This is a genomic window from Streptomyces tritici (assembly GCF_048500665.1).
Lineage (GTDB): Bacteria > Actinomycetota > Actinomycetes > Streptomycetales > Streptomycetaceae > Streptomyces > Streptomyces tritici.
Window position 1 is genome coordinate 4,434,083 of the sequence record NZ_CP183183.1, and the last position, 15,478, is coordinate 4,449,560.

The following is a 15,478-nucleotide window of genomic DNA, read 5'->3' on the forward strand; positions in this document are numbered from 1 at the left end:
TGAGGAGAAAGTCATGGGATTGTGCGCGTGCCCACCCAGTCGGGCTTTTGCGCTGCTAACCCCAGGACGACGAAAGAATCAACAATCCGGCTCCCCCGTGCCGTTTCATGTCGACAAATTTCCCGTGTGATCGCCAAGACACTAATGGTTGGCGCGCCGCAGGGTCAACAGATTCCGTGTGTCGATCCGTCGACGCCGTCCCTGATCAGGCATGGCGAGCGGTTCACCCGGTTTGCTCCGCGTGTCTCGAAGTACGCGGAGTGGCCGGAGTGAGCCATTCCCGTCCGCCGCCCGTAAGGCCGGTGAATGGAGCACGTCGCGCATCTTTCCGCAATGCCTGAATCCGTCGAATTGTGCGTGCCGGTTCCTCGCCATCCCGCGGGTCGTCCACCGCCCCCCGGGGCGGTGCCGCGCCGGGGGGCGGTGTGATGCGCGCCTCGGCACCGCTGTTGCCGGTGTGAGCGCCGGGGCGGTTGGGAAGTCACAGGGCGTCCAGAAGCGGAATGGAGCGTGTCTGTCCTGTGGGGGAAAGCGTGAGCGTGTGTGTGATCGGTGCGGGGCTGTCCGGACTGGCGGCGGCACATGCTCTGAACCTGCGCGGTGTCGAGTTCGTATGCCTGGAGAAGGCCCCGGACGTCGGCGGCATCTGGCGGCAACCGGAAGCGGGTGAGCGGGGGCCGGCGTACGAGGCGCTGCACCTGAACAGCGCGCGGCAGCTCACCGGTTACGCGGACTTCCCCATGTCCGACGAGCTGCCCCTCTACCCCGGGCACGCCGATGTCGCGGCCTACCTGCGGTCGTTCGCCGACTGGGCGGGGCTGCGGTCCCGCGTCGAGTGCGGCACCGAGGTGCTCTCCGTGCGCCAGGACGCGGACGGCCGGTGGACCGTCGGCAGCCGCGACGCGGAGGGCGCCGTCCGCGAGCGGGCCTTCGACCGGGTCGTCGTCGCCTCCGGACACCACTCCGTGCCCGCGCTGCCCGATCCGCTGCCCGCCGGGGCCGAGTCCTTCGAGGGAAGGATTCTGCATTCCATGGACTACCGCCACGGCCGCGAGTTCGCCGGGCAGCGGGTTGTCGTGGTCGGCATGGGCGCGTCCGGAGCGGACATCGCCGTGGACCTCTCGCGGCACGCGGAGCGGACCCTGCTCTCCGTCCGCCGCGGTCTGCACATCGTGCCGAAGCAGCTCTTCGGCATCTCGGTCGACCTCATCGCCGAGGCGCCCTGGTTCACCCGCATGTCCTTCGCCGAACAGCGCCGCTTCGTGGAGCAGGCGCTGCTCGTGGCGCGCGGCCGGCTCTCGGACTACGGGCTGCCCGAGCCCGACCACGCGATCTTCTCCTCGGCCGTGACCATCTCCGACGAGATCCTCAGCCGGATCCGCCACGGCGCCGTCACCCCGAAGCCGGCCATCGGCTCCTTCGAGGGCGACCGCGTCGTCTTCTCCGACGGGACCTCCGCCCGGGCCGACGCCGTCGTCTACTGCACCGGCTTCCGGATGGACTTCCCCTTCCTGCCGGACAAGTGCCCGGTCGGCGCGGACGGCAGGGTCGAGCTGTACAAGCGGGTCGTCCCGGCCGACCGGCCCGGGCTGTACTTCGTCGGCCTCATCCGCCCCGTGGGCTCGATCACGCGCCTGGTGGAGGCGCAGGCCCGCTGGGTCGCGGACCTCGTGGCCGGACACGCGCGGCTCCCCTCGCGGGACGAGATGCGGGAGGAGATCACCGGGTACCTGGCCGGCATCGCCGAGCGCTACGGCAGCAGCCGCGGCACCTCCGTGCAGGTGGACGTCGGCTCGTACCTGAAGGAGCTGAAGGAGCTGCTCCAAAGCGTCTGAGGACGACCCCCGAGGTTTCGGCGGCCGAAGCTCCCGGCGGGCGGCCCGGGAGCTTCGCTTCCACGGTGGTCCGGCGCCTCAGTGCACCGGCACGGCCTGCCGGTGCCGTGCCCTGCGCGGGGGTCTGACCTCGTACGCCTCCGAGGACAGGTACGCGGTCACCCGCGGCGGCCTGCCCTCCTGGTGCGCGAGCCCCAGGTAGGCGATGAGCCCGACCCCGTCCTCGAGGCGGCGGGAGGTGACGGCGGGCAGCGACCTCAGGAGAGGGGTGGGGTCGGCGCCGAGGGCGTCGAGGACGGTCAGCGCCCGGTCGAGCGCCTCCCGGTCGTGCGCCGCGTGCTCCCGGACCGGGACGTAGAGGGTGAAGCCGCTGGGCCGGCCGCTCTCCGTCTCGGTGAAGGCGTGACAGGACTGGAACGGGCGCGGCCCGCGCGCACCCCCGGCCGCCCGGCCGGTGGTGGTGCGGAAGAAGTCCCGTACCAGCGTGGGGTCGAGGCCGCCGGGTGTGCGGGACAGCCCCGCGGCCTGCGCGGCCGTGAGCCCGTGGTGGGCCAGGTAGACCTTCAGCCGGGGGGTCTCCCAGGCGCCGAGGTCCAGGGCGAAGAACAGGTGCCGGTCGCCGGGCGGCAGCGCGTCGAACGCGCGCCGGTGGCCGAGCCGGCGCAGCGCCTCGCGGACGGTCGCGGCGGAACGTTCCGCCCCGTTGGCGGCGGGGTTCAGGTACACCTTGACCTTCGGAGCCGCGCCGGCCCGCAGTTCCAGCGCGCACCACAGCGCGAACGGGCCCTGGGGGGAGGCCGGGAGGAACAGGTCCTCCAGCTCGTCGAGCCGCTCGGTGCCGAAGCCCCAGTGCCGGCCCATCGCGCGGACGGCCTCCAGGCCGATGCGGCCGCTGCGCGCGAGGCCGCCGGTGCCGCAGCCGGGTTCGAGCAGCAGCCGCAGGGTGGGCGGGGCGCTGCCTTCGAAGGACAGCGAGAACTCGACGGGCGTGTGGTCGTCGGAGAGGAAGGACCGGTCGGCCGGGGGCAGGTCCAGCGGCCGGTCCGCCACCGGGCCGAGCGCCGCGATCAGGGTCCGCGCGTGGTTCGCGGCCTCGTGCTCGCCCAGGCCCGCGGTCTCGCAGAGCCGCAGCAGCTGGCCCGCGGTGTGGGCCCCGAGGGTGGGGGCCGGTCTGACGGGTGAGAGGCGCCGGGGTGCGGTCACCGGCCCTCCCCGGGCCGGCCGGTGCAGACAGACGGATACCCGCCCGTTGTGGGGCGGGTATCCGTGGGTGCTGCGGGAGCGGGGCGCTGTGCGGGGGCCTCGTCGATGGGTATGTGGTCCAACGCGACACACCTCCTCGGTCTCGTGAGTAACGCGGAATGGCTCATACCGCGTGCCTCACTACCCGTCAGGCCAGGCGGCCATGCCCGGGAAGGAGCGTCAACTCTGTTGCGTGGCTCACTTCTTGAGCCAGCTGAGGAACGAGCTCCACACGCCGGCGCGCTCGGACGGGCGGGGCGCGGCGGGCTGTTCGGTCCGGGACGCCGCCTCGTCCCGCGCCGAGGGGCGCAGCTGCACGGTGGTGGGGGTGAACCGGGTCGGCAGCGATATCAGGCCACGGCTGAACGGGCCGGGGCGCCACGAGAGGCTGTCCTCGGGCACGGCGAGTTCGACATCGGGCAGCCGGTTGAGCAGGTTCTCGACGGCGGTGACCGTGATCTGGCGCGCCGGGTCCTTCGACGGGCAGCCGTGCGGCCCCGCGCTCCAGGCGAGGTGGGCCCGGTTGCTTCCGGACCGGCGGGAGGCGGCCAGCGACGGGTCGGAGTTGGCGGCCGCGAAGCTGATCAGGACGAGGTCGCCGGCCTGCAGCTTCTGCCCGGCGAACTCCATGTCGGCGGCCGGGTAGTGGGGCGCGAGGTTGGCGATCGGGGGGTTCTCCCACAGCGTGTCGTCCAGGGCCTCGTCGATCAGCCCGCCCCGGTGCGCGTACGCGTCGTGGGTGAGCAGACGGTGCAGGGTGTTGCCGATGAGGTTGCGCAGCGGCTCCGCGCCGGCGGCCAGCATCAGCGCGAGCTGGTGGACCATCTCCTGGTCGGTCAGCCGGACTTCGTGCTGCATCAGCCAGGAGGTGACGTCGTCGCCGGGGTTGTTCCGCTTCAGGACCACCAGCTCGCCGACGGCCGTGTACAGCACCTCTGCCGCCTTCTCGGCGTTCACGCCCTCGAACATGCCGTTGATGCCGAAGCAGACCCGGTCGCCGATGTCGGCCGGGCAGCCGAAGAGCTGGTTGAAGACGAACAGCGGCAGCTGCTTGGCGTAGTCGCCGAGCAGGTCGGCCGAACCGCGGGTGCCGAACTGGGAGATCAGGTAGTCCGAGATCTGCTCGGTGCGCCGGCTGAGCCGGGTCGTGTCGATCCGGGCCATGCTGTCGGTGATGGCCTGGCGCAGCCGAGCGTGCTCGGCCCCGTCGCTGAACATGGCGTTGGGGCGGTACGCGAGCAGGGGGGCGACCGGGCTGTCCGGCGGGACCAGGCCCTCCTGGAAGGCGCGCCAGCGGCGCGCGTCCTTGCGGAAGGAGCCGTTGTCGTGGAGCAGCTGGAGCGCCGTCGGGTAGTCGGTGACGAGGGTCGCCTCGACGCCGGGCGCGAGCTCCACGGGCGCGGTGGGTCCGTAGTGGCGCAGGTACGCGTAGTACGCCTGCGGATCGGCCGCGAACTCCGGGCCGTACAGCGGAACGCGGCCGCCCAGGGCGTGGGCGGGACATCCGGGCGGGGGCACCGGAGCGGGGGTGTGTGCGTCCATGTCTGCTTACTGCTCCTGTTGGGCACGGTCCAGCAAAAAGCGGACGAGAGTGGTGAGGGCTGCGGCGGACGACGCCTCGTCGCGCGCGTCGCAGGTGACGACGGGGGTGTCGTCGAGCAGGTCCAGTGCCTCACGGAGCGCTGCCTCGTCCCGCACCGGGGAGCCGTCGAAGTGGTTGACGGCGATGGCGTAGTCGAGGCCGTACTGCTCGATCAGGTCGATGACCTCGAAGGAGTCGGCGAGCCGCTCGGGGTCGACGAGGACCAGCGCGCCGAGGGCGCCGCGCGCGAGGTCCTCCCAGACCTGGACGAACCGCTGCTGGCCGGGCGTGCCGAAGAGGTACAGCACGACGCGGTCGCTGATCGTCAGCCGGCCGAAGTCCATGGCCACCGTGGTGGTGGTCTTGCTCCGGACGCCCTTGAGGTCGTCCACCTGCTCCGAGGCGCGGGTCATCCGCTCCTCGGTGGACAGCGGCTCGATCTCGGAGATCGCGCCGATGAAGGTGGTCTTGCCGACGGCGAAGTGGCCGACGACGAGGATCTTCACCGGGATCTGCGTCGCGCCGCCGCGCACATAGGCGTGCTCATCCAAACTTGCGGCGGAGACCATTGAGCACCTCCTCCAGGATCTCCCGGTCGGCGAGCGGCGCCCGGGCGACGGGGGCGCGGGTGAGGAGGTAGCCGCCCTCGGTCAGCGAGGCGAGCAGGATCTTCACCACGCCCAGCGGCAGCCGGGTGTGCCCGGCGATCTCGGCCACCGACAGGTAGCCGGCCGAGCAGATGTCGAGCAGCCGCTGCTCCTCGGGGGACAGCCGGGTCGGCCGCTGCGTGCCCTCCTCCGGCGCCGCCGTCACCAGGGTGATCAGCGAGAGCTGCGTGTCGTCCGGCAGGCCGCGGCCCTTGGTGATGACGTAGGGCCGCACCAGCTCGGCGGCTTCCGTCTCCCACATCTCGGACCCGGTCATGAGCGCGCGCCGAGGTTCTCGCGCGGCGGGGTCATGAGCACCTTGCCGAGCTGGCCGACGAGCTGCTGCATGCGGAAGGTGATGTCCGCCATGTCGACGTCCGGGCCGGCCGAGACGCCGAGGTAGGCGCCTTCGCCGGCGGAGATCAGGAAGACCCAGCCGCCGTCGAACTCGACGAGGGTCTGCCGCCAGCCGGCGTTCGGGTCCTCACAGAAGAAGCCGAGCGAGCGGCTGAGCGACTGCACGCCGCTCATCGCGGCGGCGACGCGGTCGGCGTTGTCCTTGTCGAAGTCCTTCGTCCGGGCCATCAGCAGCCCGTCGGCGGATATCAGGACCGCGTGCAGGGCCCCGGGAATCTCCAGGGCGCTGTCGAGCATCCATGACAGATCGTCGTTCACGAGACCTCATGTCCTTCGCTGCTTGCACCACGGGTGCTGCTCGTCGGGTCCACTACCTCCGGTTGGGTGGCCCGGCCTGACTGGGTGCCCCGCTGGAAGGCGCCCATGATCGCCGCCGTCTCCGCGCCGGAGCGGCCGGTGGTGCGTGCGGCGGGGGAGCTGTTCGGCACGATGGCCATCGGCCGCTTGCGGCGGCGACGGGGCAGGCCGTCGGCGGTGGCGCCGAGGACCGGTGCGGCCTCGGGACCGCCGGTCTGCGGCAGACCGGTGTGCGGCAGGCCGGTGTGCTGGAGGCTGTTCTGCGGCAGTCCGGGCTGCGGAAGGCCGGCCGGCACGGCCGGGGCCGCGGCGGGCCGCTGGTCCGGCATGCTGGTCAGCAGGTCGTGCGGGAGCAGGACGACCGCGCGCACACCGCCGTACGGGGACGAGGAGTCCACGGACACCTCGAAGCCGAAGCGCTCGCAGAGCACGCCGATGACGGCGAAGCCGAACTGCGGCGGGTTGCCGAGCCCGGAGACGCCGGAGACGCGGTTGCTGCTGAGCAGCCGCTCGGCGCGGGCCCGCTCCTCGTCGCTCATGCCGACGCCGGCGTCGTCGACGACGATGCAGACGCCCTTGGGCACGGTGCGGGTGTTGATCTCGACGACCGTGTCCGGGCTGGAGTAGCTGGTGGCGTTGTCGAGCAGCTCGGCGAGCGCCAGGGCCACCGGCTCGACGGCCCGGCTGGTGATGCCGAAGTCGACGCGGGAGAGGATCTCCACGCGCCGGAAGTGCCGGATGCGGCCCTGGGCGCTGCGGACCACGTCGTACACGGAGGCGACGTCGCGGTGCCGGCCCAGCCAGCCGTCGCAGAGGACGGCGATGGACTGGGCGCGCCGGCCGAACTGCGAGTTGGTGTGGTCGATCTCCAGGAGGTCCTGGAGCATGGCGGACTCGCCGTACTTGTTCTGCAGCCGGGAGATGATCAGCTGCTGTTCGGCGGCGAGACCCTGGAGCGTCCGCATGGCGGACTTGAGGACGGTCTTGGTGCCCTCCTCGGCCTCCTCCTGCGCCGCCTCCACGGACTGGGTGTAGCGGTTCTCCAGGTCGGAGTAGTGGGTCCTGAGCCCGTCGATCTCCTGCCGCAGGGCCCGGCCCGTACCGCGCAGGCGGACGATGACGGCGACAGCGGCAAGGACGAGGACCAACAAAACCCAGAGCACAGGGTTCTGTATGTATTCCGTCATAAGACTCTCTTCAGGCGACCGACGGCCAGTAGCTGAATTCCCCTCAATGCGGGTGAACCGGCGGAACCGCCCGCATCGGGACGCTCGCTCGGACCGCCCACGTCGTTGGAGGTGCTGTCCTGCGCTCATCCGCCCGCCCCGCTTGCGCGCAGATCGTATCACTGTGCGATTTGATGACGGTCAGTCAATAGACGGGAGACGTAAAAGAGTCGGCGTCGCGTTGGACCCTCCCGCTGACCTGCGCAGGAGCGCTCAAGGGGCCGTCACTGTCAGTGCCGCATGGCAGCATCCGGCCCCATGCCAGACGAGAACGACTTCGCAGTCGCATCCGAAGAGACGGCGGTCCTGAAGGGCCTCACCACGGCCGAGCGGTCGCTGTTCCGGTCGCTGCAGCCGTCCGACACGTACGATCCGCCGGCCTGGTACACGGAACGGTGGCGGCAGATCGCCGCGATACCCGCCTACGCGGCCTTCGCCCGGCGGGCGCTGGAGACGGCCGCGGCCCGTATGGAGGCGATCCACCGGGGCGAACTGCCGTACGTGGCGGAGAAGGCGTTCACCCCGGACGAGGTCGCCGTCCTCGGGCGGGCCGCCCGTACGGCGCTGGCGCGCGACGAGCCGTGGCTGCCCGCCCTGCTCGACCGGCTGCTGCCGGCCGTCGCGGTCGCCCCGACGGCCGCGAAGACCCTGCCCTCCCAGGCGCTGCTGTTCGAACTGGTCCGGGCCGGGCGGGACCTCCCCACCCCCGAGCTGGTCACCGCCGTCCGCGCCGCCCGCGCGGCCACCCGGCACGCCGGGGTGCCCAAGCAGCTCGACAAGAACCTGAAGAAGGTCGAGGCGGCGCTCGTCGAGCGCGTCGACGTGGCCCTGCGCCAGCCGACGCTCGGCTTCGGACCGGACGGCGTGCTGCGCCGCGCGGTCGGCCCGTACGAGGCCGTCGTCACCCTCGCCGACACCGCCGTGCTGACCTGGTCGAAGGACGGCCGCCCGCTGCGCACCCTGCCCGCGCCCGCCCGCCGCGACCACCCGGACGCGGTCAAGGAGCTGCGCGCCCTGGTGAAGCGGGTCGACATCCAGCTCGGCACCCTCGCGCGGGCGCTGGAGGCCGGCTGGACCGCCGACATGATCCCCCCGTACGGGCGCTGGCGCGCCGAACTGGCCGAGCACCCGGTGGCCCGGGCCGTGGTGCGCCGCCTCGTCTGGGAGATCGAGGTCGCGCCGGGCCGGTGGCGGGCCGTGCTGCCGGAGGCCGAGGAACTGCCCGAGGCGCCCGAGGACGCGGCCGTACGCCTCTGGCACCCGCTGCGCTCCGACCCGGAGACGGTGGAGTCCTGGCGCGCGCTGGTCACCGAGCGGCGGCTGCGCCAGCCGTTCAAGCAGGCGTTCCGGGAGATCTACCGGCTCACCCCGGCCGAGGAGGAGACCCGGGACCACTCCCACCGCTTCGCGGGCCATCTCGTCCATTACCGGCGGATGTTCGCGCTCTTCCGGGCCCGTGCGTGGACGAGCCGGCTCCTCGGCCCCTGGGACTCCGGCGACGAGGACGAGGCGTGCCGCACGCTCGGGGCGGGGGAGTGGGAGGTGGGCTTCCGGCACGTCCTCGCGGACTGGTCGGACGAGGACCTCGTCGCCTCCACCGACCGGGTGTGCTTCCGGCGCCGCACGGCGCAGGGCGTGCGGCCGGTCCCGCTCGCCGAGGTGCCGCCGCTGGTGCTCAGCGAGGGGCTGCGCGACGTGGACCTGTTCGTGGGAGTGACCTCGATCGCCGCCGACCCGGACTGGCGGGAGGACGGGCGGCGGCCGTACTGGGAGTCCGCGGGCTTCGGCGAGCTGAACGGGACCGCGCAGACCCGCCGGGACGTCCTGGCGCGCATCCTGCCGATGCTGCGGATCGCCGACCGCTGCGACCTGGAGGACCGCTGCCTGGTCGTCCGCGGCGAACTGACCACGTACCGGATCCACCTGGGCTCGGCGAACGTCCGGATGGCGCCGGACGACGCGTACCTGTGCGTGGTGCCGGCGGCACGGAAGACCGACGGGAAGGTGTTCCTGCCGTTCGAGGACGAGCGCCTCTCGCTGATCCTCAGCAAGGCGTTTCTGCTCGCGGACGACGCGGGAATCACGGACGATTCGATCCTGCAGCAGATCAGACGCGCCGGCTGAGCAACGACCGGCGAGACGAACGGAGTTCACCGATGTCGTACCCCGAGCCCCGCTACCACGGCGAGACGGGCGAGATCACCGCGACCTACCGCCCGGCCGGCGCCCCGCCGGAGCTGGTCTCCGGCAACGGCACCCAGACCCGGTACCTCGCCACCACCGCCTCCACGGGCGGGGAGTTCGGGCTGTACCAGGTGGACATGACGCCGAGGGCGGGCGGACCCTCCACCCACTTCCACCGGACGATCTCGGAGACCTTCTACGTCCTCGACGGCACGGTCCGGATCTTCGACGGGGCGCGGTGGGTCGACGCGCGCCGGGGCGACTGCGTGTACGTGCCGACCGGCGGGCTGCACGCCTTCCGCAACGAGGCCGACGAACCGGCTTCCATGCTGCTGCTGTTCGCGCCGGGCGCGCCCCGCGAGGAGTACTTCGAGAAGGTGGGGACGGTCGCGCAGATGACGGAGGAGGAGCGCGCCGCGTTCTTCCTGAAGCACGACACGTACTGGACCGACTAGGTCACGCCGGCGCGAGTCCCGTCTTGGCGCCGGCCCCGCACAGGGGCAGCACCGTCGTGCCCGGACGCGGCGGCGCCTCGCGCACGGCCGCCCAGCAGGCGGCGGCCGTCGTCTCGACGTACAGGCCGCGGCGGGCCAGGTCGGCCTGGGCGGCGCGGATCTGATCGTCGGTCACGGTGACGAAGTCGCCGCCGGTGTCGCGGACCGCGCGCAGGATCTGCGCGGCCCGCGGCGGGCGCGGGATGGCGATGCCCTCGGCGAGCGTGGTCCCGGCGGGCGCCGGTTCCGTCAGCTCCCGTGCTCCCGCGCGGTACGCCGTGGCCAGCGGGGAGACGGCCGCCGCCTGGACCGCGACGAGCGCGGGGCGGCGGTCGATCAGCCCGTGGCCGTGGAGTTCGTCGAGGGCGAGGGCCGCGCCGAGGAGCAGGGTGCCGTTGCCGACCGGGACGACGAGGGTGTCGGGGAGCGTGCCGCCGCCGTCCTCCCAGAGCTCGTACACGTAGGTCTTGGTGCCGTGCAGGAAGTGCGGGTTGAAGACGTGCGAGGCGTACAGGACGCCCGGCGCCCCTGCCTCCTCCTGCGCGGCTCGCGCGGCCGCGTCCCGGCCGCCGGGGACGACGGCGAGCCGCGCGCCGTGCGCCCGGATCTGCTCCAGCTTCTTCGCGGAGGTGCCCTCGGGGACGTACACCGCGCAGGGCACCCCGGCCCGCGCCGTGTACGCGGCGATCGCCGTGCCCGCGTTGCCGCTGCTGTCGGCGACGACGAGGCGGGGGCCCAGCCGGCGGGCCAGCTCGGCGAGCATGACCGCGCCGCGGTCCTTGAAGGACAACGTCGGCGTGAGGAAGTCGAGTTTGGCCGAAACGGTGTCACTGAGGGGGACGACGGGCGTCCGGCCCTCGCCGAGGCTCACCTCGGGCGCGGTGGTCGCCAGGGGAAGCGCCTCGGCGTATCGCCACAAGGAATTCACACGTGACGCGAGGGTCGGGAGGGACACGGGAGCGGCGTCGAAGGCGAGGTCCCAGGGGCCGCGGCACTGCGGACAACACCAGGTGAGCGCGTCTGCGGCGGCGCGGGACCGGCACCGGGGGCACACGTAGGCGGTCATGGGGGCCAGCATGTCAGCTGTGTGGCGGGCTCGTTGCAGGGCGCCCGGGGCCCTTGTGCGATTCCTATGGATCCGCCAATCTTTCGCTCGGCGGACGACAAGGCGAACACCAGGGGCCACCCGACCAGTGTTTGTCATGTCCCTGCCGTACCCCCACAGCAGCGCACCACCTATGAGGAGGATCCCTCACATGTCAGTGATGCGTGACTCGCGGCGCAGACTCGCCGCGGCCAGCGCCATAGCCGTCGCCGCCCTCGCGCTCGGCACCGCCTCCGCCCTCCCGGCCAACGCGGCCGCGGCCGCCCCGGAAGGCGTGATCCAGAACGCGGGCGCCCCCGGCGCCATCTCGGGCAGCTACATCGTCACCCTGCACGAGTCCGCGCAGGCCGAGACGGCGAAGGGCCGCGCGGTCGCCGCCGAGTACGGCGCCAAGATCAAGAAGACGTACACCTCCGCGCTCAACGGCTACAGCGTCGAGCTCTCCGAGGCGCAGGCGAAGAAGCTCGCCGCCGACCCGGCGGTGAAGTCCGTCGCGCAGAACCGCGTCTTCACGATCTCCGGCACCCAGCCCTCCCCGCCGTCCTGGGGTCTGGACCGCCTCGACCAGCGGGCCCTCCCGCTGAACCAGAGCTACACCTACCCGGACACCGCGGGCACGGGCGTCACGGCGTACATCATCGACACCGGTGTGCGGATCTCCCACAGCGACTTCGGCGGCCGGGCCTTCAACGGCTACGACGCCGTCGACAACGACAACGTGGCCCAGGACGGTCACGGCCACGGCACCCACGTCGCCGGCACCGTCGCGGGCAACGCCTACGGCGTGGCCAAGAAGGCCAAGATCGTCGGCGTCCGCGTGCTCGACAACAACGGCTCCGGCACCACCGCCGGCGTCGTCGCAGGCATCGACTGGGTGACGCGCAACGCCGTCAAGCCGGCCGTCGCCAACATGAGCCTCGGCGGCGGCGCGGACGCGACGCTCGACGCGGCCGTCCGCAACTCGATCGCGTCCGGCGTCACGTACGCCATCGCGGCGGGCAACGACAACTCCAACGCGTCGAACTACTCCCCGGCCCGCGTGACCGAGGCGATCACGGTCGGCTCCACGACCAGCAGCGACGCCCGCTCCAGCTTCTCCAACTACGGCAGCGTGCTGGACATCTTCGCCCCGGGCTCCTCCATCACCTCGGCCTGGAACAGCAGCGACACCGCCACCAACACCATCTCCGGCACGTCGATGGCGACCCCGCACGTGGCCGGCGCCGCCGCCGTCTACCTCGGCGACAACCCGTCGGCGACCCCGGCCCAGGTGGCGTCCGCGCTGACCACCAACGCCACCCCGAACGTGGTCGGCAACCCGGGCACCGGCTCCCCGAACCGCCTGCTGTACGTGGGCGGCGGCGGCACCACGCCGCCTCCGGGCAAGCGATTCGAGAACACCGCGGACTACGCGATCAACGACCACGCGACGGTCGAGTCCCCGGTCACCGTCTCCGGTGTGACCGGCAACGCCCCGTCCGCCCTGCAGGTTCCGGTGAACATCGTGCACACCTACATCGGTGACCTCCAGGTCCAGCTGATCGCCCCCGACGGCACCGCCTACACCCTGAAGGGCTTCGGCACCGGCGGCAGCGCGGACAACATCAACACCACGTACACGGTCAACGCCTCCTCCGAGGTCGCGAACGGCACGTGGAAGCTGCGGGTCACGGACAACGCGTCCTACGACACCGGCCGCATCGACTCCTGGGCGCTGCAGTTCTGAGCGTCCGCGAGTGACGGAACGAGCGTGAGGCACTGAACGTGCGAGGGGGCGGCCGTCGGCGGGCGGCTGCCCCTTCGTCGTGCGCGGGGCCCTGAAACGCGTCCTACGCCTCGTCTTCGTCCTCGTACTCGTCCTCGTACTCCTCGAAGACGTGGTCCACCGGCTCGGCGACCCAGCCGGCCGTCAGGACCAGGCGCGAGGTGCGGTGGACGGTGAGGAAGCCGAAGGGCCGGTCGTGGGTCAGCCGGACCTGGCGCACGACGTACGTCGGCCTCGGGTCCGGGGCGCAGCCCGCGGCGGCGGCGAAGGCCGTCACGGACGCCGACTCGAAGCCCTTCTCCGTGAACCGGGCGAGGGCGGACTGCCGGGCCTGTTCGATCGCCAGCGGGACGTCGCCGACGCCGGGGAAGTGACCGCGGCTGCTGTCCGAGGCGGTGGCCAGGCCGAAGATCTCCGGAGTCGCCAGCAGGTCGTGCTCGGCGGTGAGCGAGAACGGCGAGGTGGTCACGTCGAGCTGCGGGTCACGGGTGAGGCTGCGCACGTTGCGCACCTCCAGCCCCGGTCCGGGCTCCCCGAGCGGCAGCAGGCTCCCCGGCACGGCGCGGTGCGTCCGCTGCAGCACGTCGATCCCGGCGGCGAGCACCGCGCCCGGCGCGGCCTCTTCCTCGCCGAGCAGGAGGTGCACGTCCACCCCCGTGTCGCCGAGCACATGAAGAACCGTCAGCGGGCCGGCGGCCGTCTCCGCGAGGCCGACCCGGTCCAGGAGGCTGGTGCGCCGCCGGAGCCCGACGAGGTACCGGCCCGCCCAGGGGCCGCTCTCCGGGACGAGTTCGCCCTCCCAGAAGGGGCTGAGCCACTGGGTCCGCACGGCCTGCGCGGCGGCGAGGACCAGCAGCACCCCCGGGCCGAGCTCCACCGGCATCCGCGGGATCAGCCCGCCGGTCCGCTCCGCGGCCCAGGCGTCCAGCGCCTTCTTGTCGGCCTCGGCGTCACCGCTGAACCGGCCGAACGCGGCGTCCGGGAGCCCCGCGAGCCACCGGTCGTGCAGCGCCAGGTCCGGCCGGGCCCACAGCCCGAGCGCGGACGAGCAGCCTCGGATGCCCTCCAGGGCGCCCAGCAGCCCGCGGGCGCCCGCGGCGGCCTCCACGGCGTCCATGCCGAGGGCGTCCTCCAGTTCGCCGCGCGCGGGGCCGCCCGCGCCCTCCGCGAGGAGGGCCAGCAACGGCCACACGCCCGTGGCGGAGATCGCCGTGCCCGCGCCGAGGGCCTCGGGCGCCAAGCCCTGGGACGCCCATCGCGCGGTGAGTCCGTTGACCGCTCTGACCGTTCCCGCTGTCGCCCGCACGGCCGCCCCCCGTCGTCGCACCTGTGTGTGAGGCAGCACCGTAACCGTTGGTCCTCGTACCGCGGGTAAACCCCAGCACAGACGAAGATCATCACTTCGGGTGAAACCTTGGCCCATGCTTGCGGGGCTCGACCGACGGTTGTCAGTCTGTAGCTGTCCGTCAACCTGAGGGGAGTGTCCTGTGACGTTCGGTGAGCAGCCGGCCTATCTCCGCGTGGCGAGCGATCTGCGGGAGAAGATCGCGAACGGTTCGCTGCCCCCGCACGCCCGGCTTCCCTCGCAGGCCCGCATCCGCGAGGAGTACGGGGTCTCGGACACGGTCGCCCTGGAGGCCCGCAAGGTCCTGATGGCGGAGGGCCTGGTGGAGGGCCGCTCCGGCTCGGGGACGTACGTGCGCGAGCGGCCCGTGCCGCGCCGGATCCGCCGCTCCGGCGACCGGCCGCCGTGCGGGGCCAACCCGTTCCGGCAGGAGCAGGCCGAGGAGGGGTGCCGCGGCACCTGGGAGTCCAGCAGCGAGCAGGAGCCGGCGAGCGCCGCGGTGGCCGCCCGGCTCGGCGTCGAGCCCGGCGAGCGCGTGATGCGCACGCGGTACGTGTACCGGGACGCGGGCGAGGCGATGATGCTCTCCACCTCCTGGGAGCCCCTGTGCGTCACCGGCCGGACGCCCGTGATGCTCCCCGAGGAGGGGCCGTTGGGCGGCTGCGGGGTGGTCGAGCGGATGGCGGCGATCGACGTCGTCGTGGACAACGTGGTGGAGGAGGTCGGGGCCCGTCCGGGCCTCGCGGAGGAACTGCTCACCCTGGGCGGCGTCCCCGGCCATGTGGTCCTCGTCCTGGAGCGCACCTTCTACGCCTCCGGCCGCGCGGTGGAGACCGCCGACGTGGTGGTCCCCGCCGACCGCTACCGCATCGCCTATCACCTCCCGGTCCGCTGACCCTCCTGGTCCGCTGACCCTCCCGGCGGCTGTCCCTCCGCACCCTCCCGCACCCGAAAAGGCCTCCACCCGCGCCCGGCTGACCGCCCGTCACCCGCGCGTTCCCCCGGGCTCTCCCTCCGCTGGCCGGATCCGTATCTCTTTGTGAAAACCCCGATCCGCTGAGTAAAGGTCAGGCGTAAGCTCGGGCATATGCGGATTGCGGTTTCCTGGGGATCGACGACGGTGAGCGGACCGGTGGAGGGAGGGCTCCTGTGAGCGAGGCCAACGCTGTCCTGCCCTGGCTGGTCATACGCCAGGACGACAACGGCAACCGCTACCGCGTGGGCAGATACGCCACGAAGGACGAGGCGCAGAAGATCGCCGACAGCCTCGACGACCGGGGCCACAAGCAGCTCTACTGGGTCGAGCGCATCGAGCAGCCCGCGCTCTGACCTCCGCCTT

Annotated in this window: 14 protein-coding genes; 6 read left to right on the plus strand and 8 right to left on the minus strand. The window is 72.4% G+C overall.

Translation table 11 applies throughout. From position 1 onward, the window contains the following. Positions 1-533 precede the first annotated feature (533 nt). Positions 534-1,835 (plus strand): flavin-containing monooxygenase, encoded by a 1,302-nt coding sequence (locus tag ACNJ93_RS20735; protein WP_418958909.1) that lies wholly within the window; start codon positions 534-536, stop codon positions 1,833-1,835. A gap of 78 nt (positions 1,836-1,913) precedes the next feature. On the opposite strand, the gene ACNJ93_RS20740 is transcribed toward ACNJ93_RS20735, so the two are convergent. The 6 genes from ACNJ93_RS20740 to ACNJ93_RS20765 form a co-directional block, all read right to left on the minus strand. Beyond that, entirely contained in the window at positions 1,914-3,038 is a 1,125-nt protein-coding gene (locus ACNJ93_RS20740) for a tryptophan dimethylallyltransferase family protein (protein WP_418958910.1), read from the minus strand. 237 nt (positions 3,039-3,275) lie between these two features. Next, positions 3,276-4,619, minus strand: coding sequence for a cytochrome P450 (locus tag ACNJ93_RS20745; protein ID WP_418958911.1), 1,344 nt, complete (start codon positions 4,617-4,619; stop codon positions 3,276-3,278). Between the two features lie 6 nt (positions 4,620-4,625). Next, positions 4,626-5,228, minus strand: a complete 603-nt coding sequence (locus tag ACNJ93_RS20750; RefSeq protein ID WP_418958912.1) for a GTP-binding protein — start codon at positions 5,226-5,228, stop codon at positions 4,626-4,628. Beyond that, a complete protein-coding gene (locus ACNJ93_RS20755; protein WP_418958913.1) occupies positions 5,203-5,583 on the minus strand; it encodes a DUF742 domain-containing protein in 381 nt (126 codons plus the stop codon). Before ACNJ93_RS20755 ends, ACNJ93_RS20750 begins: the two co-directional genes overlap by 26 nt. Continuing rightward, positions 5,580-5,981 (minus strand): roadblock/LC7 domain-containing protein, encoded by a 402-nt coding sequence (locus tag ACNJ93_RS20760; RefSeq protein WP_418958914.1) that lies wholly within the window; start codon positions 5,979-5,981, stop codon positions 5,580-5,582. Before ACNJ93_RS20760 ends, ACNJ93_RS20755 begins: the two co-directional genes overlap by 4 nt. Continuing rightward, positions 5,978-7,207: a sensor histidine kinase gene (locus ACNJ93_RS20765; RefSeq protein WP_418958915.1), complete on the minus strand. Its 1,230-nt coding sequence runs from the start codon at positions 7,205-7,207 to the stop codon at positions 5,978-5,980. The genes ACNJ93_RS20760 and ACNJ93_RS20765 overlap by 4 nt, the downstream gene beginning before the upstream one ends. Positions 7,208-7,504: 297 nt before the next feature. Here ACNJ93_RS20765 and ACNJ93_RS20770 point away from each other — a divergent pair, with 297 nt between their 5' ends. Continuing rightward, a complete protein-coding gene (locus ACNJ93_RS20770) occupies positions 7,505-9,370 on the plus strand; it encodes a DUF4132 domain-containing protein (protein WP_418958916.1) in 1,866 nt (621 codons plus the stop codon). Between the two features lie 32 nt (positions 9,371-9,402). Next, complete coding sequence (locus ACNJ93_RS20775) at positions 9,403-9,885, plus strand: cupin domain-containing protein (protein ID WP_418958917.1); 483 nt, start codon at positions 9,403-9,405, stop codon at positions 9,883-9,885. 1 nt (position 9,886) lies between these two features. Here ACNJ93_RS20775 and ACNJ93_RS20780 read toward each other — a convergent pair whose 3' ends face one another. Then, positions 9,887-11,002 (minus strand): pyridoxal-phosphate dependent enzyme, encoded by a 1,116-nt coding sequence (locus ACNJ93_RS20780; RefSeq protein WP_418958918.1) that lies wholly within the window; start codon positions 11,000-11,002, stop codon positions 9,887-9,889. Positions 11,003-11,180: 178 nt separating this feature from the next. Here ACNJ93_RS20780 and ACNJ93_RS20785 point away from each other — a divergent pair, with 178 nt between their 5' ends. Further along, a complete protein-coding gene (locus tag ACNJ93_RS20785; protein ID WP_418958919.1) occupies positions 11,181-12,755 on the plus strand; it encodes a S8 family peptidase in 1,575 nt (524 codons plus the stop codon). 103 nt (positions 12,756-12,858) lie between these two features. Here ACNJ93_RS20785 and ACNJ93_RS20790 read toward each other — a convergent pair whose 3' ends face one another. Beyond that, on the minus strand, positions 12,859-14,034 hold the full coding sequence (locus ACNJ93_RS20790; RefSeq protein ID WP_418958920.1) for a serpin family protein: 1,176 nt from the start codon (positions 14,032-14,034) through the stop codon (positions 12,859-12,861). A gap of 247 nt (positions 14,035-14,281) precedes the next feature. Between ACNJ93_RS20790 and ACNJ93_RS20795 the strand changes: the two genes are divergently transcribed. Together ACNJ93_RS20795 and ACNJ93_RS20800 are read left to right on the plus strand one after the other, a co-directional pair. Further along, positions 14,282-15,034, plus strand: a complete 753-nt coding sequence (locus ACNJ93_RS20795) for a GntR family transcriptional regulator (RefSeq protein WP_418958921.1) — start codon at positions 14,282-14,284, stop codon at positions 15,032-15,034. A gap of 254 nt (positions 15,035-15,288) precedes the next feature. Further along, entirely contained in the window at positions 15,289-15,468 is a 180-nt protein-coding gene (locus ACNJ93_RS20800; RefSeq protein ID WP_418958922.1) for an SPOR domain-containing protein, read from the plus strand. Positions 15,469-15,478 lie beyond the last annotated feature (10 nt).

Excerpts from the sequence above, each read along its gene's own strand:
- ACNJ93_RS20745 (WP_418958911.1), bottom strand. The coding sequence starts at position 4,619 with ATGGACGCACACACCCCCGCTCCGGTGCCCCCGCCCGGATGTCCCGCC.
- ACNJ93_RS20750 (WP_418958912.1), bottom strand. The coding sequence starts at position 5,228 with ATGGTCTCCGCCGCAAGTTTGGATGAGCACGCCTATGTGCGCGGCGGC.
- ACNJ93_RS20755 (WP_418958913.1), bottom strand. The coding sequence starts at position 5,583 with ATGACCGGGTCCGAGATGTGGGAGACGGAAGCCGCCGAGCTGGTGCGG.
- ACNJ93_RS20765 (WP_418958915.1), bottom strand. The coding sequence starts at position 7,207 with ATGACGGAATACATACAGAACCCTGTGCTCTGGGTTTTGTTGGTCCTC.
- ACNJ93_RS20770 (WP_418958916.1), top strand. The coding sequence starts at position 7,505 with ATGCCAGACGAGAACGACTTCGCAGTCGCATCCGAAGAGACGGCGGTC.
- ACNJ93_RS20775 (WP_418958917.1), top strand. The coding sequence starts at position 9,403 with ATGTCGTACCCCGAGCCCCGCTACCACGGCGAGACGGGCGAGATCACC.
- ACNJ93_RS20780 (WP_418958918.1), bottom strand. The coding sequence starts at position 11,002 with ATGCTGGCCCCCATGACCGCCTACGTGTGCCCCCGGTGCCGGTCCCGC.
- ACNJ93_RS20785 (WP_418958919.1), top strand. The coding sequence starts at position 11,181 with ATGTCAGTGATGCGTGACTCGCGGCGCAGACTCGCCGCGGCCAGCGCC.